A 20,393-nucleotide genomic window follows, 5' to 3' on the forward strand; every position below is an offset into this window, starting at 1 on the left:
TATGAACCTGCCAAATAAGCTCACCGTGCTGCGCATGGCGCTGATTCCGGTGTTTCTGATCTTTATGTTTGCGGACGCGATCCCGTGGCGCTATCTCTGGGCCGCGGCAGTCTTTGGGGCGGCGTCGTTTACCGACTACCTTGACGGAAACATCGCCCGCCGTGATGGGCTGGTCACAAATTTCGGCAAGCTGATGGACCCGCTCGCGGATAAGCTGCTGGTCTTTTCGGCGCTCATCTGCTTCATCCCGCTCGGGCGTGCCTCGGCGTTGGGCGTCTTTGTCATCCTGGCGCGGGAATTGCTGGTCACTTCGGTGCGGCTGATTGCCGCAGAGCATGGCGCGGTCATTGCCGCCGACAAGCTTGGCAAGCTTAAGACTGTGTTCCAGATCATCTGGGTGCTCTATACGCTGTTTGCGATGTGGGTCACCTGGGACATTCTTCCGCCGTCTCCGCATTCCTATTCGGTGCAGTTCTTCATCGGCGACGTGGTGCTGCAATTGGTCGTGGTGGTGCTGACCCTGCTTTCGGGCTGGAATTACATCTGGAAGAACCGGGGACTGTTTGACGACATCCGCTGACTGCGCCGTGCAGGGGTATTTTTGCGCGTTTCGCCGCGCCCGGAGATTGTTCCGCAGGGTAACTTTCTTGCTTGTCCAAGAAAGTCACCAAAGAAGGACACGCGGGGACACCCCGCGGCCCCATGCGCGCCGTGAAAGCTGCCTGCGGCAGAAACGGCGCGCAATCTGCTTAGATTCCACGAAGTGAGCCGCGCGCGCTTCGCAATGACGCGCGGGACGAGTTTTCGCAACCGTTGCGAAAACCGGCTGCGCCGAATAAGGACAAATGGATTTTGAATGCGCGGCCCTGCGGGCCGCGCATTACGCTGTGTCCACACGGTTTTTCAACCGGCCCATGACCTGGGAGCGCGAAGCTTTACCATCAGTCTTGAGCTGACCGTTTCATTGGGAGCGCTTGCGGCGCAGGTCTTGGCAAGGCGTCTGCGGGCTTTCTTGAGGGGCTATTGTGCCGCAGGCACTCCTTGCAACAAATCCGCCGCCAAAGGCGGCGCGTCGCCCCCTTTGAGCGAGCGTCCGAAGTCCGCTCCGGCCCATAGGCCGGGAAGCGAGCCCCTAGCCCCTTGAGCGCATTCTTTGGTACCTTTCTTGTGCGCACAAGAAAGGCACTCGTGGGGCGCGGCGAAACGCGTTAGTGATTCTCAAGCGGCGAGGCCGCTTGATTCCCGTGCACGCGGCGAAACGCGCAAAAACCCGGGCGACTGGAAGGCGCAAAAGATCCCCAGGCGCGCGTAGGAAAATACAGCGTGGGATTTCGGGAAAAACACTTGCATCAAGTGGACGATTATGGTATCCTTTGCATATACTGTTGTGGGCCCCTATGGGGTCCCGTATGAATATCGATGCGATGAGCGGGAGAAGTACCCGCGCAATCCTGCGACAGAGAGGACGCGCCGTCGGCTGAAAACGCGTCCAGCAGAAAGCGTGTGGGAAGTGCACCCGTCAGCACTGCACCCGAACGGATTTTTCTCAGTAGGGGAATGCGTGTCGCCCGCGTTAAGGGCTTTCGAGTAAAAAATCGAAGTGGAACCGCGGATTTATCCCGCCTTCGTTTGTCCTGTGGGCTGACGAAGGCGGGTTTTTCATCATCTGCAAGGAGGAATTGCCTTTATGCTTGAAACTTTCAAAAAGGATATACAGGCGGTCAAAGACCGGGACCCGGCGGCGCGGAGCACATTGGAAACCGTGCTGGTTTCATCCGGCCTGCATGCGATTATGCTGCACCGCCCGGCCCATTGGCTTTATAAACACGAACACTTTCTCTCCGCCCGTGTGGTCAGCCAGGCGGCCAGGTTTCTGACCGGCGTCGAAATCCATCCCGGAGCAAAGATTGGCACCGGCGTGCTGATCGATCATGGCATGGGGGTCGTTATCGGAGAGACCGCGGAGGTTGGGGACGGCTGCACCATTTATCAGGGAGTGACCCTGGGCGGTACCGGCAAGGACAAGGGCAAGCGCCATCCGACGCTTGGCAAAAATGTCACGGTTGGCGCGGGCGCGAAGGTGCTCGGCCCGTTCTCGGTTGGGGACGGCGCGAAGGTCGCCGCCAACGCCGTGCTGCTCGAATCGGTCCCCGCCGAATCGACTGCGGTGGGGGTCCCGGCACGTGTGGTGCGGGTGGCGGGGCGCAAGCCGGTCGGGCTTGACCATGTGCACATCCCCGACCCGGTCGCGCAGGAGCTCTGCAAGCTGCAGTTTAAAATTGACAAACTGGAAAAGCGTATCCGGGAACTGGAAAAGGACGGGGACGCGGGAGAGCAGACGGAAAAAAAGATGGCCGCCGTTTTGGACGAATAACCGGCGCGGCGGATGGAATCCTTTGGAAAGAAGGATTCCATCCGGCCGGCCGGATTTTGACGAGACTTTTTGAAAACGTAAGGAGACGAAACCGATGAAAATTTTCAACACACTCACCCGTCAGAAAGAGGAATTTATCCCAATTGAGCCGGGCAAGGTCAAAATGTATGCCTGCGGCCCGACCGTCTATAACTTCATCCACATCGGCAACGCGCGCCCGATCTGCGTGTTCGACACGCTGCGCCGCTACTTGGAATACCGCGGCTATGACGTTACCTTTGTCCAGAATTTCACCGACATTGACGACAAGCTTATCAACAAGGCGAATGAGGAAGGAATCACCGTTAAGGAAGTCGCGGAGCGTTACATCAAAGAATATCTGACCGATACCGAAGGCCTCGGAATCCGCCCGGCGAATATCCATCCGCGCGCGACCGAAAATATTGACACGATCATCGATATGGTCAAGTCGCTGGAGGAGAAGGGCTACGCCTATGCGCACGAAGGCAGTGTGTATTTCCGCTCCCGCAAGTTTCCCGAATATGGGAAGCTCTCGCATCAGCCGCTTGAGGACCTTGAAAGCGGCGCCCGCATTGATGTGAGCGAGGCCAAGGAGGACCCGCTCGATTTCGTCCTCTGGAAGGCTGCCAAGCCTGGCGAGCCAAGCTGGACTTCCCCATGGGGAGAGGGCCGTCCCGGCTGGCATATCGAATGCAGCGCGATGATCCGCCGCCATCTGGGCGAAACGATCGACATCCACTGCGGCGGGCAGGATCTCATCTTCCCGCACCATGAAAATGAGATTGCGCAGAGCGAATGCTGCACAGGCGCGGAATATGTACGTTATTGGATGCACAACGGCTACATCAACGTTGACAACCGCAAGATGAGCAAGTCGCTCGGTAACTTCTTTACCGTGCGCGAGGTTGCGGAGAAGTTTGGCTACGAGCCGATTAAATTTATGATGCTGCAGGCGCATTACCGCAGCCCCATCAACTATAACCTTGAGGTGATTGAGCAGTGCAAGGCTGCGCTCGAACGGCTCCACAACTGCCGTGACAATCTCGACTTTGCGCTGGAAAACGCGTGCGGCGCGCCCACCGAAGGGGAGGAAACTTTCAAAAAAGCAGCTGACAACCGCATTGCACAGTTTGTCGAAGCGATGGATGACGACCTTAACACCGCTGATGGCATCGCCGCGCTGTTTGAGCTGGCGCGTGACATCAACAGCTTTTTCACTGAGACGCGCTCGAAGGAAGCGGTTTCCTACGCGATCGCGAAGTTTGATGAGCTGACCGGCGTGCTTGGCCTGCTTTATAACCGAAAGGCCGATTCACTCGACAGTGAGGTTGAAGCGCTGATCGCCGACCGGCAGGCCGCCCGCAAGGCAAAGGATTTTGCCAGAGCGGACGCCATCCGCGACAAGCTGAGCAAAATGGGCATTGTCCTCAAGGACACCCCGCAGGGTGTCCAGTGGTCGCGCAAATAAGTGAAAAAAAGCCGCCGGCATCAGCCGGCGGCTTTCCTTATCGGATCGGTGCCCATGGGGAAGTATATCGGCCTTCCCTGTGATGCACGAATCAGTTTTCCTCTTTGTCGTTGGTGAGGTTGTATTTATCGAAGATATAAAAGATCAGGCTCATAAACATGCCGACGATGCAAGCCAGCGCCATGCCCTTGAGCTGGATGTTGCCCATATCGATCGCGATGCCGGAAAGACCGGTGACGAAGATAACCGAAGTGAGCGCCAGGTTGCGGGATTTGCCGTAATCGACCCGCTGGTCGACCAGGATGCGCAGGCCGGAGGTGCCGATCATGCCGTAGAGCAGGAAGGAGATGCCGCCGATGACTGCGCCGGGGATGGTGTTGATGAGCGCGGCGATCGGACCGACGAACGAGAGGATGATCGAGCAAATCGCGGCGCCGCCGATGACCCAGACGCTGTATACTTTGGTGACCGCCATGACGCCGATGTTTTCGCCGTAGGTGGTGGTTGGGACCGAACCGAGCATACCGGAAACCGCGGTGGAGAAGTTGTCGCCAAAGATCGAGCGATGCAGGCCCGGGTCCTTGATCAGGTTGCGGTCGACGATCTGGCTGGTGACCACCTGATGCCCGATATGCTCGGACAGGATGACCAGAAGGGCAGGCATCATCACCATGATGGCGCCGCCGTCAAAAACCGGCATCTGGAAATTCGGGATAACGAAGAAATCCGACTGCAGGACCGCTTCAAAGCTGACCATCCCCGCAAAATAGGACGCGGCATAGCCGGCGATGATTGCGATGAGGATCGGGATGACCGAGAGAAAGCCGCGGAAGAGCACCTGCCCGAAAACCGCGACGCCCAGCGTGATCAGAAATACGACAACCGCGCGCGGATCGATCGCAGGATTCGACTCGTTGACGATCATACCGGCGGTCTTGGCAGCTTCCGCGGAAAGCTCCAGGCCGATGAGCGCGACGACCGGGCCCATAGCCGCGGGCGGCAGCACCACGTCGATCCAGTTGGTTCCGCATTTATAGATGATGAAGGCCACGATACAGCCCGCGATACCGACCGCCACATATCCGCCCTGCGCCGCGCGAAAGCCCGCCGGGTGATTGGCGATCAGGTAGAGGGTAGGCGCGATGAATGCAAACGAAGATCCGAGATAGGCCGGAGCACGGCCCTTGGTGACCGCGATGAAGAGCAGCGTCCCCAGACCGTTCATGAACAGGACGATTGAAGAGTTGATGCCAAACAGGATCGGAACCAGGACCGATGCGCCGAACATTGCAAACATATGCTGCAGGCTCAGCGGGATAAATTGCCCCAGAGGCGGACGCTCGTCGATACCGATGATTCTTTTTGTACTCATACACATTCTCCTCTTATTTTAATCAAAACACAAACCGCCGCAAACAGGAGGATCTGCCTTTTACGACAACCCCCGGATACACTATTGTTTATTATAACAAACCATCGATTTCGCGGAAAGAGTCAAAATTACACAAAGATTGTCGGACATCCGGAGGGACGATGCCGGATTTGTAGGAATTCATCCCGGACGGGAATTTCCTGTTGCATTCGCGGAATATATATGTTAATGTTAATATGAGTTTTTCTGAAACTGATGAGGTGTTTTCATGAGAGCCAGTGGAATCCTCCTGCATATTTCCTCGCTGCCGTCCGATTACGGGATTGGAACGATCGGGCAGGCAGCGTTTGATTTTGTGGACTTTTTGCATACGGCGGGCCAGCGTTTCTGGCAGGTTCTGCCGCTCGGGCCGACCAGCTACGGCGACAGTCCGTATCAGTCCTTTTCCACCTTTGCGGGCAACCCGTATTTCATCGATCTTGACCTGCTCACACAGGACGGGCTGCTCGAAAAGCAGGAGTATGAAGGCATTGACTGGGGGGACGATCCCGCCTGTACCGACTATGAGAAGCTTTATAAAAACCGGTTCTCCGTCCTGCGCCGGGCGTTTGAACGCGGTTTTGCCCGTGACGAAAAAGCGGTTGCGGAATTTCGGCGCAGGCAGGGGGGCTGGCTTGAGGATTACGCGCTGTTCATGGCGCTCAAGGACCGGTTCGGCGGCCGCGCATGGAGCGAATGGGACGACGGGCTGCGCCTGCGCGAACCGGGCGCGCTCGAACGCGCCCGGCTGGAATGCGTGGAGGATCTCGACTTCTGGGTTTATGTGCAGTATCTGTTTTTCACCCAGTGGTTTGCGCTGAAAACCTATGCAAACAAAAACGGCGTCGAGTTGATCGGAGACCTGCCGATCTACGTGGCGGCGGACAGCGCGGACGTCTGGGCACATCCGGAGCTTTTCTGGCTGGATGAGGACCGCAAACCGGTCTTTATCGCCGGCGTGCCGCCCGATTATTTCTCGCCGGACGGCCAGCTCTGGGGCAACCCGCTTTACGACTGGAAGGTGCATGAAGAAACGGGTTACCATTGGTGGATCGAACGTATCCGGATGGTCACATCGGTGTGCGACATGGTGCGGATCGACCATTTTCGGGGCTTTGCGGGCTTTTATGCGGTGCCGTTCGGGGATGCGGACGCAAAGGGCGGTCATTGGGAAAAAGGTCCGGGCCGCGCGGTGTTCGCGGCGGCGGAGAAGGAACTCGGAAAGAGCCGGATCATTGCGGAGGACCTGGGCATTCTGACCGATGATGTTTACGAGCTGCTCCGGCAAACCGGTTTCCCGGGTATGAAGATTTTACAGTTCGCGTTCGATTCGAACTGGGATAATGTCTACCTACCGCACAACCATGTGCGCCACAGCGTTATCTATACCGGCACGCATGACAACGACACGCTGATGCACTGGTGGGAAACGGCGCTCGCGCCGCAGGACCGGCAGCACGCGGCGGATTACATGCGGCTGAATGAATCCGAAGGGGTCAACTGGGGGATTCTTCATACCGTATGGGCGAGTGTGGCCGAGCTTGCGGTCGCGCCGATCCAGGACTTTTTGGCGCTGGGCGGCGAGGCGCGGATGAACACGCCGTCGACACTGGGCGGCAATTGGCAGTTCCGGCTGCAAAAGGGAATGCTGACCGGACAGCTCGCGGAAAAGATCGAACGGATGAGCGGCCTTTACCAGCGTTCGACGCTGTGATGCCTCACATTCTGATACTTTAAAAATCAAAACAGGCCCATAATGGGCCTGTTTTGATTTTTGACTGCATAATGAAATTAAAATGGGCTCATATGAATGCTGTTATGAGGTGTTTTCATGGGAAAGGAAAAGAGTTTTTCCCTGCGCATTGACGAGGAACTGCTGCGGGAGTTTCGCTATGTCTGCGGCTATTACGGCCGCAGCGCCAACGGCCAGCTCATCTTTATGATCCGCAAGCTGGTCGAACAATTTAAAAAGCAAAACGGCGAAATCGAACTTCCGGACGAATGAACCGGGCGTTCCATATCGGCGGGCTCATTTGGTTTTTCAGCGTGTTCCTTGTGCTGTCCACAGGCAGTGACCCGCTGATCCCAGCCATTGCCGGAGCCGCTTTGCTCGTCCTCTGCATCTTCATCGGGAAGCTGCCGCTGTGGGCTTATGCCGCATCGACGGCTTTTTGTGCGTGTATGTGCGGCGTGATGCTCCACCATGCCGCGGCTGTCGCTCCGCAGGAACGGTATGACGGGACGGCACAGACGCTGCGCGGGACGGTGGTTGAATGCGAGGATTATGCCGCATCCGCTTCGGTGACCCTGCTGACCGCGCCGGACCTGCCGAAAGGGCTGTGCAATCTGCGGGTGCGGTTCTCGGTGCCGGGCGCACTTGATGTCAGGGTGGGCGATGTGGTAAAATGTACAGGAAACCTTTCCAGGACTTCTGACCGGCCCATGGCGTTGCTGGCGCAAAATCTGGCCTTTACAGGGTATCTTTCCGGAGGTTTTGAACGCCTGCCGGAATCCGACACGCGGTTTTGGGTATTGCTTTCCCGTTACCGGCAAAGGGTTTTTGAAAATCTTACCGGTCTTTTGCCCGGCATGGAGGGAAGCGTGCTCGGCGGGATGGTCGTCGGCAAAACCGAGCAGATCTCCCCGGAAATCCGCTACAGCTATTCCCGCACCGGCATTTCGCACCTGCTGGCGGTTTCCGGCCTGCACCTTGCGATCCTCGCGGGTCTGCTCGAAGCATTCCTGGCGGCGTTCGGCTGTTCGCGGCGGGCCCGCGGCCTGACGGTTCTGTTCTGTGTTCTGGCGTTCATGGGGCTCGCGGGATTTTCCCCGTCGGTCATGCGGGCGGGAATCATGGTACTGCTTTGCAGGTGCGCCGGATTCTTCGGGCGCGATCCGGATTCGCTCAATTCCCTTGGGCTGGCCGTGATCCTGCTTCTGATCTGGAACCCGTACGCTGTATTCAGCCTGAGTTTACAGCTCTCCTATTTCGCGACGATGGGTATCGCGGCATTTTTGCATCCGCTGACCGACTGGTGCTGCGGAAAAATGTTCCGCTGTCCGGCTTATCAGCTGGCGGAAGAAAGCCGCGTGAAGTTCGCCCTTTTGCAGGCGGTATGCACCACCCTCTCCGCCAGCCTGCTCACGCTGCCCATCCTCTGTTGGAATTTCGGACAGGTTTCGATCGTATCCCCGGTTGTGAACCTTTTGATCCTCCCGCTTGCGCCGTTCGCGCTCGGATGTGGGCTCATCGCAGGATTTCTTGCGTCCTTTCCGCCGCTTTATCCACTTGCGCGGCTGCTTGGCCTGCCTGCCGGAATTGCGGTGCGGTGGATCAATCGCATTTCCGATACCTGGGCAGCCCTGCCGTTTTCCGCGGTCCCGGTGCGGGACGGATACCTTGTCCTGTGGATGGCGGGCGCGCTGCTCTTAGGCATTCTGCTCTGGGCCGCCCGTTCCCCGAAGACGCTCAAACGATATGCCGCCGCGCTGATGGGCGTGGCGCTGCTTGCAGGCGCATGTTCGCACGCGGTGCTTTGGGGCGACGCGCTTGAAATCGCCGTGGATAAAAACGGAGATAGCATTGCGCTGGCCTACGGAAAACAGGCCGCTGTCATCGGCGCGCCGAAGAGCGTCTGGGCCGCGCGCAATTTGAAAACCTTCCTGCTGGATAGGGGCGTCAAACAGATCAGCCTCTTTGTCCTGCAAAAAGACGACGACCTCTATGGCAATCCGGCCAATCTGCTGATCGAGGCGTTCCCGGTTGAGACGGCCTGCGGGCTGGATGCCGTCTATGGTTTTGATGCAACGCTGTTTGGAGCGGTGCGGGTGCAAGCGGACGGGCAAAGCGCGCGGCATCTTTCGTTTGAAGCCGGTGGGCTGCGGTTTGTAAAAGCCTTTGAGCAGCAGCCGTTCGCGGCGGACGTGCTCATCAACGCGCGCAATGAAATCATCTTGGCGCCTGGCGTGGAGCTTGCGGAGAACAGCCGGTATTTTAACAGCACAGTGATTACGGTCAAACGGACCGAAAGGAAATAAAACCATGAAATATACGGTGGAAAACGACTTTTCAAAGCATGTCAAGAGTGAAGAACTGCATCGGGTCTATCTGCTTTACGGCACCCAGCCGTACCTGATCTCGATGTATGAAAAGCTGCTGATCAAAAAAACGCTCAGCGGTGATTTTAACGATTTCAATTTTCATAAATTCGAAGGCGCAAACCTTGACCTGCAGGAATTTTATGACGCGGTCGAGTCACTGCCGTTCTTTTCCGGCAACCGCTGCGTCACCCTCGACGCGGATCCGGACAAGCTCGACGCGGGCCAGATGAAGGAGCTGTGTTCGGTGCTTGCCGATCCGCCGATGACCACCACAGTGATCGTGACGGTGAAAACGCCGCCCGCGAAAAAGGAAAAGCTCTCCGCGCTCATCAAAGCCTGCGACAAGGCGGGTGCGGTCATTGAACTGCAGGCGCGCCGTTTGGGCGACAACCTGCGCTTTTTGCGCGACCGCGCCCAGAAAAACGGCTGCGAGCTTTCAGGCGACTGCGCCTCTTACATGATTGAGCGCTGTGGGGACGACATGCAGCTGCTCCACACCGAGATGGAAAAGCTCTGCGCCTACACCGGTCCCCGCCCCATCACCAAAGCGGACATTGACGCAGTGGTCACCACTGTGATGACCGCGCGGGTCTATGACCTTTCAAAGGCGATTTTCCGCGGGAATTTTAATGCCGCGATGGAATTGTGCGACCAGCTGATCTACCTGCGTGAACCGGTTACAAAGGTGCTCGCGGCACTTTCGGGAGCGTTCGTCGATCTCTACCGCGGCTTTGCGGCGCGGCAGGCGGCTGTCCCGGCGGCGCGCGCCGCGGCTGAGCTCGGTTATGCAAAAAACCGGGAATTCGTCCTCAAGAACGCGATGAGTGACAGCGCGGACTACTCCGCGCCGCAGATCGGCAAAATGCTGGAAACGCTTGCCGACGCTGATTTTGCGCTCAAAAGCACCGGAACCGACGAACGGGTCGCACTTGAAGAAACGATCACCAAACTCTTCCTTCTGACGGGGAAACGCTGATGCTGAAGATAAAACAGGTGATTGTTGTGGAAGGCCGCTACGACAAAGCGAAGCTTTCCTCGCTTGTGGACGCCGAGATCCTTACCACCGGCGGTTTCGACATCTTCCGCGATAAAGAAAAACTTGGCCTGCTGCGCAGGCTCGCTGAGAAACACGGACTTATCATCCTGACCGATTCGGATGCGGCGGGGTTTCGCATCCGTGCGCATATCGCGGGTGCGGTTGATCCCGATAAGATTACCCACGTCTACATCCCCGACCTTTTCGGCAAGGAGAGCCGCAAACGCCGTCCGGGCGCGGAAGGCAAGCTGGGGGTCGAAGGAATCCCGGCCGAAACGCTGCTTGCGGCCTTCCGGCGCGCGGGTGTTGCGGTGGAGGCCTCGGAAAATCCGGGGAGCGGCCGCAAAATTACCACGGCCGACTTTGCTGCGTGGGGGCTTTCGGGCGGCGACGGGAGCGCTGAACGCCGCAGGGAGCTTCTGGGAAAGCTGGGACTTCCATCCCGCATGAGTTCCAAAGCGATGCTTGGTGTGGTCAATTCTCTTTATACGTATGAGGAATTTGCGGCCCTTTTGGAAGCAAAATAAACCGGGAAAGGAGGGGAGCGCATGGAGATCACCAGCCTGACGTTTCTCTATCTGTTTCTCCCGCTGTCGATCCTCCTGTGCGGGCTGATCCCCGCGCGTTTTCGCACGGTGTTCCTGTTGCTGCTTTCCGGGCTTTTGTATTACTGGCATGAAGGCGGCTTGATCCTTCTTCCGCTTTCGGTTGTCCTGTTCGATTACCTGATGGTGCGGCTCATCGAGCGCAGCGCGGGTTTCCCCGGGCTGCGCAAGGCGTTTATGATCTGTGCGGTGCTCAAAAGCGTGGGGCTGATCGCTTTTTATGGAGTGCGTTTTTCGGTTTATGGCATGGCCGCTCCGCTGGGGCTCGGCGTATTCTGCCTGACCAGTGCCGGATATGTGATCGACTGCTATCACGGTTACGCGCCGGCAGAGCATAACCCGATCCATTTTGCAATGATGACAGTCTTTTTCCCGAAGCTTTACGCCGGTCCGCTCACTTATTTTAACCGGATGCATTTCCAGCTGCGCAATCCACAGATGACTCTGCAGAAGGTTGGGGAAGGCGGACGGATCCTCATCCAGGGGCTTGCGAAAAAAGTGCTGCTTGGGGACGCGGCATTCCGGCTGTTTGGGCAGGTGCGGGAAATTCCGCTTTCGGAAGCGACGGTGCTCGTCGCCTGGACGATGGTGATCACGATGGCGTTTGCCGTTTATTTTATTCTTTCGGGTTACTGCGATATGGCAAGGGGGATTGCGCTCCTTTTCGGCATCGAGCTGCCGGACAATTTTCTCTATCCCTACCGGGCTACCAGTATCAACGATTTCTTTTCCCGTTTCAATGTGACGGTTAACCGGTTCATTCGCCGGTATATCTACATTAATCTCGGCGCCGCGCAGGGAAGCATGGCGTCGGGCGTGTTCAATATCCTGCTGGTTACCATTCTGATGGGGCTGTGGTTTGGCATCAACCTCAATATGATGATGTGGGGGATCTATTTTGCGGCGTTCGTCATTTTTGAACGGTATTTCCTGCGTAAATATATGGAGGCCATTCCCACCCTGTTCTGTTGGGTTTACAGTATGGCGGTGATTCTGGTTTCTTTTACATTTTTTATGTGTGGTTCACTTGGCGAGTCGTTCACCTGCCTGAAGCTGCTTTTTGGAATCGGCGCGCCGGTTGCCGGGGAAAATACCCGTGTACTTTACCTGCTGGCCTCAAACTGGCTGGTGCTGGTGCTATGCGTCATCTGTTCACTGGGACTTGTCGGGATGGTAAAAAAGATGGTTGACCGGGTGCTTCCGCGCACAAGCGCAGTATTATCAGCAGTGTTCAGCGCGGCGCTCCTGTTGGCGGCAACCGCGTTTTTGCTGTAAATCCGGATAGATTTTGAATTTGGCGCCGCCGCGCGGAAAGGGGAATGCCCAATGGGAAAACGGTTCGCGGGAATTTTGTTCCTGGCGGTTTTGTTTGCCATCCCGGTGCTGCTGATTGCGGCTGGCGGGCTGCGCGGTTTTTCGCTGGATGAAAAAACGCCCGGCCGCCCGCCGCTTGAGAAGCTGGAGCAGACGGTTGCGCAGAATTTCCCGGCTGCGGATTTTTTCCGCAGGCTGCAGGTGTCGCTCAGTTATATGGGCGGCAACAAAGAGCAGAACGGGGTGTTCATTTCGCAGGATTCGCTGATGCTTGATGTGCAGCCAAAGGACGAACAGGCGGAGAATGCCAATACGCTGATGATGCTTGATTTCGCAGAGGATTACCAGCGGGCGAGTTATGTCATGCTGATCCCGACCGCCTGCGCTGTCCAGCAGAGTAAGGTCCCATATCCCGAGGTTGCGCAGCTTTATGACCAGAAGGCGCTGATTGATGATGTCTATCGCAGGGTATCCGGACATGTCAACGCGATCGGCGTCTATCCGATCCTTTTCAGCCATCAGGATGAATACATCTACTACCGTACCGACAACACCCTGACCGGGCTGGGCGGCTATTATCTTTACACCGTTGCGGCGCGCACACTTGGCCTCAAGGTACGAGAAATCGACCAATTTGACGTAAAGCACATCGATTATAACTATTATGGCGATCTGTACCGCCTTTCCCCGTATCGGGAAGTGAAAGCCGACCGTGTATCCGAGTATGTCTTTTCAAAGTTTCAGAGAAACTATACGGTTACGCATTATGATCAGAACGGCGTGCGCCGGTATTTCACACTGTATCCGGAATTCCGCAGGGAGCTCGGCGGCACGATGGACGTCCTGCTCGGGGGGATGTCCCCGGTGATGGATATCACCATCAACTCAAAGAATGTGCAGTATAACCAGCTTTTGATTTTTACCGACCGTTCGGTACAAAGCTATCTGCCGTTCCTGCTCATCCATTACGGGCGGGTCACGGTGGTGGATACTTCCCAAGTCACGCCGGCGATGCTCAGCACAATCGATGTCTCCCAGTATACACAGGTGCTGTTTTCCTATATGGTGGACACATTTATTGGTTCGGATGAGCTGACAAAGCTGTATAAACTGCCCGCGCTGACCAAAGAAGATGGCTGAATACTTGACGAATCGCCCCGAATGGGGTATGATAATATCTGCGCTTTTGCGCAGAAGATGCCGCTATGGCGGAACTGGCAGACGCAAGGGACTTAAAATCCCTCGGTAGCAATACCGTACCGGTTCGATCCCGGTTAGCGGCACCAAAAAAGAACCACTGGGAATGGCTTTCCCGGTGGTTCTTTTTTGCAGAAAAACTCCGAAAGAACTCCTTGAAAAGGGCTCCCTTCCTTAAGAGAGGGAGCCCCTGGTATTCTTGAAGATTTTTACTTTTTCTTGCCTATGCCATTTAAGATGGTACCTTTAACGCCCTGCTCAAGTACACCCTTGATAGTTCCTCTTGTATCTAAGCCCAAAGTATCATCAACCATGGTGAAAGCATCTTTGATTTTATTAGAGCTTCGTTTTGCAAGTGTAGTCCCTGTTACTGTGTCGACGATCTTTCCGGCAAATTTTCTGGCTTCAAGCATACCAGAAAATACAATTATGAGGTTCTTTTCTACTGTCTGGATTTCAACTTCAGAGCCCTTTTGCTTAATCTGAGCGGCATCGTTATAGAGCTTGACGCTTTCGAGCAGGATTATATCAACTAGTTCGCGCTCTTTCTTGAACAGTCCCTTCTCCTTCTCAAAGACCACTTTCTTTGAAGTCAATGTCATCAGCAAATTGCCCTTGTACGCTTTGCAAGTGACTGCACCTTCATACAGGACAACTTCTTCTGGCTGTAATTCATAGCTTGCCATAGTATCCTCCCAATGTATGTATTAAGCATAAGAGCAATTGTAATTTTCGCGAGTGTTATTTATGCGGATAGTATATCAGTTTTGTCCAAAATTTGCAAGGCATAGCAAAAAAGCGTCCATTTCCGGGTGCCTTTGGGTATTTATTCAATATATCTATTCGCTATCGCGCTTGCCTCGAAATACCGGCGAGATGAACGGCTGCCGCTCCCTATTAACGACTTGTTGCAAGATCCGGAGCAACTGATTGAAAGGGTAAAATATGAAGATGGTAAGCAGGACAAAATAAGATAATAAGATTAATATGAAAAAAGATACCCTTGGGAATTTTCAGAACTGGTTGAGGAGAAAAATGCTTGCAAAGATTCTAAAAGCAACAATTTAAAACTTGAAAACGAATAAAAAAACCGCTCCGCAGGGCGGTTTTTTCGTATATGCATAGTGCTGGCGGGAGGTTTGCGATAAAATGTTAATCAGGCGGCCCGCAGAAAGGAATAAAATTATGCTGTCCATGACAATAGGAGTGAACGTCAAAAAGTACCGAGAGCAAAAAGGATTGTCCCAGGAAAAACTGGCGTATAAATCGAATCTATCCGTAGCCACAATCAGTAAGATCGAGCGGGGGTTGACAAATCCAACAGCAGATGTGATTGAAAGTATAGCGCGGGCCTTAGATGTACCTGTATTATGGCTTGTTGCATAGTTTTATGAGTTGTAAGCGCGGAGTAAACCACGATTGCGGGCCGCCTAATTCGGCCTTTTGACGGGACATATCGTAAATGTGAAGCTGAGAACATAATTCCGTTTTAATATGTGGCGGAGCTTTTAACCTTTCGTTCATGTATCATAGTACGAGTAGTAAGAGACTTGTACATATGTACATGGTCTGTCAAAAAGAATTGGTATATTATGGGGGAAAAGGAGGGGGAATATGCCAGATAGGAACATTGTTGGACGAAATATCAAATATTATCGGGACAAAATAAATATGGTTCAAGAAGAGCTGGCATATCAAGCGGATATAACCACGTCTTATCTGAGTAGAGTTGAAAACGGAAAACAAAAATTGTCGTTTGATATCGCCTGCCGGATCGCACAAGCTTTATGTATTTCTACAGACCAGCTCTATGAGGAGAAGCATGATCAAGCCCACAAGGAAAATTCTCCGCTCGGAATTAGAATGCAGCAGATTGAAAAACAGCTTGAACAAATGCCAGTCAGAAAGCAAATGAAGGCGCTGGGATTGATCTCCTATATTGCATCATCAAGATTTGACGATGAGGGATAGCTGTTTTATGGGCGGAACAAATACGTCTCCTGATACCGCCTATAAATCATAAACCGTCAACCTTTACCGGTTGGCGGTTTTTCATTTGAAACGCAAAAATACCCGCACGCGGCGGGCATCTTTGCAGGGAAACAATATTATTACCCGGGGCATCGGGTGCTGCAAGCTTATCATACTTTAGCGTGCTAATACAATGGGATATATCGTGAATGCGTAACAGAACCAGAAAGATTGTGAGTTGTCCTAAATATTCGTGTGACCGCAAACGATATCATAAAGCGAAATTCATGGCTTGATGTGTGTCTGAGCAGAGAAAACAGCCAATTGCTTTAGCGGACGTATCACTGAAGCAGTGATACGTCCGCGGCCGATCAAATGGTTTTTTAACAACGGGCAGCGAGTGATTAGAAACGCGCTTAAAGCGCGGAGGTCTGTTTGCGTTTCCAGGCGAGCATCGAAAGGAATTCGTGAACGCAGCAGCCGCCGAGATAAGCTGTGATCTGGGTGGGATCGAAGGCGGGAAGCACCTCGACCAGGTCGAAGCTCACGAAATCGAGGTCCCGGATGCTGCGGGTAAGCTTGAGCCCTTCATAGCTTGTGAAACCGCCCACCTCGATCGTCCCGGTGCCGGGGGCATAGGCAGGATCAAAGAAATCGATGTCGAAAGTGAAATGGGTTTTCTTGTCCCCGACCGTTTCCAGGATTTTTGCGGCCGCCCAATCGATCCCGTTTTCATGCAGATCGTGGGCGGTGATGACTGTGAAGCCGAGATCCTCTGACTCACGGATAGTTTCGATCCCGTAGATTCCGCGGATGCCAACCTGGACCGAATGCCGTGTATCGATCAGGCCCTCTTCGGCCGCCCGCCGGAACATGGTCCCATGAGTCAGGCGGTTCCCGTTTTGGATATCGTTGGTGTCGAGGTGGGAGTCAAATTGGACGAGCGCGACCGGCCCGTATTTTTTTGCGATGGCCCGCAGCTGCGGCAGCGTGACAGAATGGTCTCCGCCAAGCCCGATCGGCATCACACCCTGGCCGACAATCTCGTCGTAGACTTTTTCAATCTCTGCGTGACAGGCAGGCAGAGAGCAGGGATCGGTGTTGACGTCCCCGTAATCCACGCCGGAAAGGTAGTCGAAGATATCCACTTCCAGATTGGGATTGCCGGAACGCAGCATGATCGACATTTCACGGATTGCGGCGGGCCCGAAGGCGGCGCCGGAACGGAAGGTCGCGCCGAGATCGCAGGGAATGCCCACGACCGCAAAATCAGCGCCGGAGAGATCGCCGTTCAGAAACGGCAGCTTCATAAAGGTGCGGATGCCGGTGAACCGTGTGTAGATTTTCGGGTCCAACGGGCAGTATTTTGGCTGTTGTGACATATGATTTCCTCCAAATGTATCAATTCGGTCAGACCAGTACTCCGGCCATGACAAGCAGATGCATCACGCCCGCGATCAGCGGGATCGCGATCAGGGTGCGTTCCAGGAAGATGACCACCATTTCCCAAACCTTCACTGGCAGGCCGGAAATGATCATCACGGCGCCGACCTCGGAGAAGTAGATGATTTGGACGAGCGAAAGCACATGGATAAAAAAACGGGCGGCAAGGCTGATTTCCATTTCAGCGATCAGCAGGTTTGGCAGGAACATCTCCGCCACGCCGATGAGAGTAGCGGGGGCGATGACCGACGCATCCGGTACGCCGAACAGGTTGAGGAGCGGAACCATCGGATAGCCCAGCCAGGTAAAGACCGGTGTATACTCCGCGAGGATCATTCCGATGGTGCCGACCGCAAAGACAATTCCAAGCGCTTTGACACAGAGGATCACGCCCTGGGAAAGGCTTTGGAACATCTCCTTCCAGAAGCTCGGCGTTTCGGAGGCCTTCGAGACCGCGCGGTTGAGCGCTTCCCGCCAGATCCCGTGTTCGTATACCATCTTTTCTTTGCGGGCCGACTCCGGCTGCTCAGTCCCGTCGATATAGATGTCCGGTTTGCGGGAAAGGGGCGGGATGCGCGGCATGATAAAAGCCATGACAAAGGTGATGACGAAAGTCACGGGATAGATGATGTAGAACAGGTTCATGATGCCGGCGGTCTGGGCGCAGACGGCGGCAAAACTGACGCTTACCACCGAAAAGGTGGTCGAAATGGTCGCGGCTTCCCGGACGGTATAGCCCTTAGCTTTATAGATGCGGCTGGTCAGGTAGCAGCCGACCGACGAAGTGCCGACAAAGGAGGCCATCGCGTCGAGCGCACTGCGCCCAGGCAGCTTATAAAGCGGGCGCATCAGCGGCTCAAAAAGCGTCCCGATGAATTCCATCGAGCCGAACGCGGTCAGCAGAGAGATGAGCGCCGCGCCAAGGGAAATGGTCCAGAGGATGGTTTTGAGAATCCCAACGATCGATCCGCCGGTATCCGGGCCGATGATCCATTCCGGACCGCAGTTGAAGATGTACATGATGGCGAAGACAGCGGCAAGGACGTAGCCGATCGCCTGATAGGGGGAAACATCGGAATAGAATTGATAAGCCTTTGAATCTTTTTTGGTGCAGAAACGGCAGATGAAATAGGCAATGGAGTTCCCGACGATAATGGCAATGATGAGATAGACCCCGAAATCCCCCAGCAGACCTTTGAGAAAATCGGTGATCACACCAAAGACGATGTTGGTGGAATCCCCCTGTTTGACCGGACAGAAAAAGACCAGACACCCAAGGAATGTGTAAAACAGAAACCGCAGCAGTTGTTTTTGATAGACAGCCGGGTCCATACCGGAAAGTTTTGTGTTGTTTTCTTTAGACATGCGTATCCTCCTCTCATAAATAAATGGGTCGCACACCCAAACTTTATGTCGGAAGGCCGTCCCATTCGCGCGCATGGTTGGCCGTCAACACCCTATTCGTCTTTGGTTTGGTCGCGGATTCCAAGCCGTTCGAGCTTGCGGTAGAAGGTTGCTTTGCTAATGCCCAACGCCTGGATCGCTTTCTGCTTTCCGCCCGGCAGCCCTTCGAAATCTCGGAGCGCCTTGCGTATGGTTTGTTTTTCAATTTCCTTCAGGTCATAAATCTGCGGCGGACGGCTGAGCTTCTGCCGGATTGGATGGGGCAGGCTGGACACAGATACCCGCCGGTCAAAATCATGCTCGCAGACGATGGCGGAAATGGTATTTTCGAGTTCCCGCACGTTCCCTGGCCACGGATAGGCGATAAAAAGCTGGATGACATCCCGCTCAAAGGCCACCATCTTGCCGGAACGGCGGTTGGCGGCGGCAAGCAGCTGCCGCACCAGCAGGGGGATATCCTCCCGGCGGCTGCGCAGAGGCGGAACAAAGATAGTGAAGGACTCAAGTGCATAACACAGTTCTCCAAGAAACCCTCCGCTTTGGGCCAGCTGGTGCAGATCCTGGTTGGAGGAAGCGATCACTCGGACAGTCCGGTTGGGATCTTCGATCGTTGCAAGCAGCCGCTGTTGAAGATGCGGCGGCAGAAGGGTGATTTCATCGATGAAAAGCGTGCCGTTGGGGGCGGTTTCCAATGCGCTGAACAGTTCCCGTTCAAGCAGGCTGTCCGCGGTGATGTGGCAGGGAATTGTTTTAAAAGGTTCCTCCCGGCGCTTGCTTTTATAATGGATGAGCGACCCCAGTACTTTTTTTCCACTGCCGACCTCCCCAAGAATGAGCACGTCGGAATCGAGCGCGGCAAAGCGTTCACATTGCTCCCGCATGGCGATGGTGCGGGGGCTGCTCCCTTCGAGAAAGTGGACGTTGAAATCGTCCAGGAAGCTGAACTCATAAAAACCGTCCCGTTTCCGGTCAAGCCCCTGGAACAGGAAAACCTTGCAGAGTTCATTGCGCTCGTTTCGCAGGATGTGCACCTCCCCTGAAAGGGTGAACTGCTTTTCCCGAATCCGCACAAGATATTCCGCCGCGCTGGTGCCGAGGATACTGGTGCATTGGATAATCGAAAACTGTCGGATTTTTTCCAGGTATTGGATTTGCGAAAGGGAATTCGCAAGCAGCAGCTCTGCCTTGTGATTGAGATACTGCACATGGTTTTGTGAATCGAGCAGGATCACCCCGTCGCTGATCAGGTTGATCAATTTTTCCCGAAGGCTGGAAAGGAGCTCTTCCTGCCGGGAGATGTCATATTCCCGCGCCTTGCTGGCGATCAGGTCGGCGATATTTTCCAGGAAGGCGATGTAATTGTCGATGTTTTGGCAGAGCGCTTCCTTGCGCGCAAGATCGGTGGTGGTGATGGAGATCACACCGATCGCGGCCCCGTCCAACAGGATGGGACAGGTGATTTCCACCTTGTCGTCGCAGTGGTCAAGGTTGCTGCATCCAGCGCAGCGTTCATGTTCGCGGGGATGATCGATAAGGAGTGTCTGCCGGTGGGTAAGAACCCATTGGTAGGAATTTCCCTGCCGGTAGAAGTCATGGGCATACTTGCCGGTGCCGGAAACACGCAGCAGTTTATAATCAATAATGTCAACCTCCACATGCAGAAGGTCTGCGATGACTTTGACATATTGATCGACGCTGGGTTTAATTTTGGTCAGGCTGAACAGGTTCATATGGCCACCCCTTGATTTTTATTATAAAGATAACGATATTGCGCGCAACCGAAAATGCGCCCTTTTGGATTGATAGTTGTGCCCAGACAGAAAAAGGTCTCAAAACAAAACTTTCCCCCACAGCAATTCAAGGATAGAAGAATATAGTTTGTATGTAAAGTATGCGCCAGGAGCCTGCTGTTCTTCATCAAAAAACGCCCGGGTTTTAGAACCCGGGCGAGGACGCATTTCAATTTAGATTTCCCCACCGCAATCTGGATGGGGACGAATGAATCCCGGAACTTGTAGGATTGCGCATCCATAAAACTGCGCACAGCT

At 54.6% G+C, this 20,393-nt stretch carries 17 protein-coding genes and 1 tRNA gene; 13 read left to right on the plus strand and 5 right to left on the minus strand.

Features of this window, described 5'->3' with window-relative positions:
- Position 1 precedes the first annotated feature (1 nt).
- The 3 genes from pgsA to cysS all read left to right on the plus strand — a co-directional run bounded on the left by pgsA (position 2) and on the right by cysS (position 3,863).
- A complete protein-coding gene (gene pgsA, locus BN4275_RS03595) occupies positions 2-580 on the plus strand; it encodes a CDP-diacylglycerol--glycerol-3-phosphate 3-phosphatidyltransferase (protein WP_066454016.1) in 579 nt (192 codons plus the stop codon).
- Between the two features lie 1,107 nt (positions 581-1,687).
- Positions 1,688-2,374, plus strand: coding sequence for a serine O-acetyltransferase EpsC (epsC, locus tag BN4275_RS03600; RefSeq protein ID WP_066454019.1), 687 nt, complete (start codon positions 1,688-1,690; stop codon positions 2,372-2,374).
- Between the two features lie 94 nt (positions 2,375-2,468).
- Entirely contained in the window at positions 2,469-3,863 is a 1,395-nt protein-coding gene (gene cysS, locus BN4275_RS03605) for a cysteine--tRNA ligase (protein ID WP_066454022.1), read from the plus strand.
- Positions 3,864-3,954: 91 nt separating this feature from the next.
- On the opposite strand, the gene uraA is transcribed toward cysS, so the two are convergent.
- Complete coding sequence (uraA, locus tag BN4275_RS03610) at positions 3,955-5,235, minus strand: uracil permease (RefSeq protein WP_066454025.1); 1,281 nt, start codon at positions 5,233-5,235, stop codon at positions 3,955-3,957.
- Positions 5,236-5,503: 268 nt separating this feature from the next.
- Between uraA and malQ the strand changes: the two genes are divergently transcribed.
- From malQ to BN4275_RS03645, 8 genes are all read left to right on the plus strand, one after another.
- The gene (malQ, locus tag BN4275_RS03615) at positions 5,504-6,988 is read left to right on the plus strand and encodes a 4-alpha-glucanotransferase (protein ID WP_066454028.1); all 1,485 of its coding nucleotides are present in this window, start codon (positions 5,504-5,506) and stop codon (positions 6,986-6,988) included.
- 117 nt (positions 6,989-7,105) lie between these two features.
- Positions 7,106-7,279 (plus strand): hypothetical protein, encoded by a 174-nt coding sequence (locus BN4275_RS17515; protein WP_187116816.1) that lies wholly within the window; start codon positions 7,106-7,108, stop codon positions 7,277-7,279.
- Positions 7,276-9,312 carry a ComEC/Rec2 family competence protein gene (locus BN4275_RS03620; protein WP_066454032.1) on the plus strand — a complete coding sequence of 679 codons (2,037 nt, stop codon included), beginning with the start codon at positions 7,276-7,278 and terminating at the stop codon, positions 9,310-9,312. The genes BN4275_RS17515 and BN4275_RS03620 overlap by 4 nt, the downstream gene beginning before the upstream one ends.
- Before the next feature lie 4 nt (positions 9,313-9,316).
- Positions 9,317-10,351, plus strand: a complete 1,035-nt coding sequence (gene holA, locus BN4275_RS03625) for a DNA polymerase III subunit delta (RefSeq protein ID WP_066454036.1) — start codon at positions 9,317-9,319, stop codon at positions 10,349-10,351.
- Positions 10,351-10,938 carry a ribonuclease M5 gene (locus BN4275_RS03630; RefSeq protein WP_066454040.1) on the plus strand — a complete coding sequence of 196 codons (588 nt, stop codon included), beginning with the start codon at positions 10,351-10,353 and terminating at the stop codon, positions 10,936-10,938. The genes holA and BN4275_RS03630 overlap by 1 nt, the downstream gene beginning before the upstream one ends.
- Before the next feature lie 21 nt (positions 10,939-10,959).
- Entirely contained in the window at positions 10,960-12,291 is a 1,332-nt protein-coding gene (locus tag BN4275_RS03635) for an MBOAT family O-acyltransferase (protein ID WP_066454049.1), read from the plus strand.
- Positions 12,292-12,342: 51 nt separating this feature from the next.
- Complete coding sequence (locus BN4275_RS03640) at positions 12,343-13,470, plus strand: DHHW family protein (protein ID WP_066454054.1); 1,128 nt, start codon at positions 12,343-12,345, stop codon at positions 13,468-13,470.
- Between the two features lie 59 nt (positions 13,471-13,529).
- Positions 13,530-13,616, plus strand: a tRNA-Leu gene (locus BN4275_RS03645).
- 120 nt (positions 13,617-13,736) lie between these two features.
- On the opposite strand, the gene BN4275_RS03650 is transcribed toward BN4275_RS03645, so the two are convergent.
- The gene (locus BN4275_RS03650) at positions 13,737-14,213 is read right to left on the minus strand and encodes a hypothetical protein (protein ID WP_066454057.1); all 477 of its coding nucleotides are present in this window, start codon (positions 14,211-14,213) and stop codon (positions 13,737-13,739) included.
- A 508-nt stretch (positions 14,214-14,721) separates the two neighbouring features.
- Here BN4275_RS03650 and BN4275_RS03655 point away from each other — a divergent pair.
- Both BN4275_RS03655 and BN4275_RS03660 read left to right on the plus strand, forming a co-directional pair.
- Entirely contained in the window at positions 14,722-14,913 is a 192-nt protein-coding gene (locus BN4275_RS03655) for a helix-turn-helix domain-containing protein (RefSeq protein ID WP_242863572.1), read from the plus strand.
- A gap of 228 nt (positions 14,914-15,141) precedes the next feature.
- Positions 15,142-15,498: a helix-turn-helix domain-containing protein gene (locus tag BN4275_RS03660; protein ID WP_066454060.1), complete on the plus strand. Its 357-nt coding sequence runs from the start codon at positions 15,142-15,144 to the stop codon at positions 15,496-15,498.
- A gap of 416 nt (positions 15,499-15,914) precedes the next feature.
- Here BN4275_RS03660 and speB read toward each other — a convergent pair whose 3' ends face one another.
- From speB to BN4275_RS03675, 3 genes are all read right to left on the minus strand, one after another.
- Positions 15,915-16,880 carry an agmatinase gene (gene speB / locus BN4275_RS03665; RefSeq protein ID WP_066454063.1) on the minus strand — a complete coding sequence of 322 codons (966 nt, stop codon included), beginning with the start codon at positions 16,878-16,880 and terminating at the stop codon, positions 15,915-15,917.
- Positions 16,881-16,908: 28 nt separating this feature from the next.
- Complete coding sequence (locus BN4275_RS03670) at positions 16,909-18,306, minus strand: YjiH family protein (RefSeq protein WP_066454066.1); 1,398 nt, start codon at positions 18,304-18,306, stop codon at positions 16,909-16,911.
- A 92-nt stretch (positions 18,307-18,398) separates the two neighbouring features.
- Positions 18,399-20,075 carry a sigma 54-interacting transcriptional regulator gene (locus BN4275_RS03675; RefSeq protein ID WP_066454069.1) on the minus strand — a complete coding sequence of 559 codons (1,677 nt, stop codon included), beginning with the start codon at positions 20,073-20,075 and terminating at the stop codon, positions 18,399-18,401.
- Between the last annotated feature and the right edge of the window lie 318 nt (positions 20,076-20,393).

The sequence above is a fragment of the Anaerotruncus rubiinfantis genome (assembly GCF_900078395.1).
Taxonomy (GTDB): Bacteria; Bacillota; Clostridia; order Oscillospirales; family Ruminococcaceae; genus Anaerotruncus; species Anaerotruncus rubiinfantis.

Bases quoted from the DNA above. Each gene is read 5' to 3' on its own strand.
- cysS (WP_066454022.1), top strand. From the start codon at position 2,469: ATGAAAATTTTCAACACACTCACCCGTCAGAAAGAGGAATTTATCCCA.
- BN4275_RS03635 (WP_066454049.1), top strand. From the start codon at position 10,960: ATGGAGATCACCAGCCTGACGTTTCTCTATCTGTTTCTCCCGCTGTCG.
- BN4275_RS03620 (WP_066454032.1), top strand. From the start codon at position 7,276: ATGAACCGGGCGTTCCATATCGGCGGGCTCATTTGGTTTTTCAGCGTG.
- pgsA (WP_066454016.1), top strand. From the start codon at position 2: ATGAACCTGCCAAATAAGCTCACCGTGCTGCGCATGGCGCTGATTCCG.
- BN4275_RS03675 (WP_066454069.1), bottom strand. From the start codon at position 20,075: ATGAACCTGTTCAGCCTGACCAAAATTAAACCCAGCGTCGATCAATAT.
- BN4275_RS03660 (WP_066454060.1), top strand. From the start codon at position 15,142: ATGCCAGATAGGAACATTGTTGGACGAAATATCAAATATTATCGGGAC.
- holA (WP_066454036.1), top strand. From the start codon at position 9,317: ATGAAATATACGGTGGAAAACGACTTTTCAAAGCATGTCAAGAGTGAA.
- BN4275_RS03640 (WP_066454054.1), top strand. From the start codon at position 12,343: ATGGGAAAACGGTTCGCGGGAATTTTGTTCCTGGCGGTTTTGTTTGCC.
- BN4275_RS03630 (WP_066454040.1), top strand. From the start codon at position 10,351: ATGCTGAAGATAAAACAGGTGATTGTTGTGGAAGGCCGCTACGACAAA.
- uraA (WP_066454025.1), bottom strand. From the start codon at position 5,235: ATGAGTACAAAAAGAATCATCGGTATCGACGAGCGTCCGCCTCTGGGG.
- speB (WP_066454063.1), bottom strand. From the start codon at position 16,880: ATGTCACAACAGCCAAAATACTGCCCGTTGGACCCGAAAATCTACACA.
- BN4275_RS03655 (WP_242863572.1), top strand. From the start codon at position 14,722: ATGACAATAGGAGTGAACGTCAAAAAGTACCGAGAGCAAAAAGGATTG.
- malQ (WP_066454028.1), top strand. From the start codon at position 5,504: ATGAGAGCCAGTGGAATCCTCCTGCATATTTCCTCGCTGCCGTCCGAT.
- epsC (WP_066454019.1), top strand. From the start codon at position 1,688: ATGCTTGAAACTTTCAAAAAGGATATACAGGCGGTCAAAGACCGGGAC.
- BN4275_RS03650 (WP_066454057.1), bottom strand. From the start codon at position 14,213: ATGGCAAGCTATGAATTACAGCCAGAAGAAGTTGTCCTGTATGAAGGT.
- BN4275_RS17515 (WP_187116816.1), top strand. From the start codon at position 7,106: ATGGGAAAGGAAAAGAGTTTTTCCCTGCGCATTGACGAGGAACTGCTG.
- BN4275_RS03670 (WP_066454066.1), bottom strand. From the start codon at position 18,306: ATGTCTAAAGAAAACAACACAAAACTTTCCGGTATGGACCCGGCTGTC.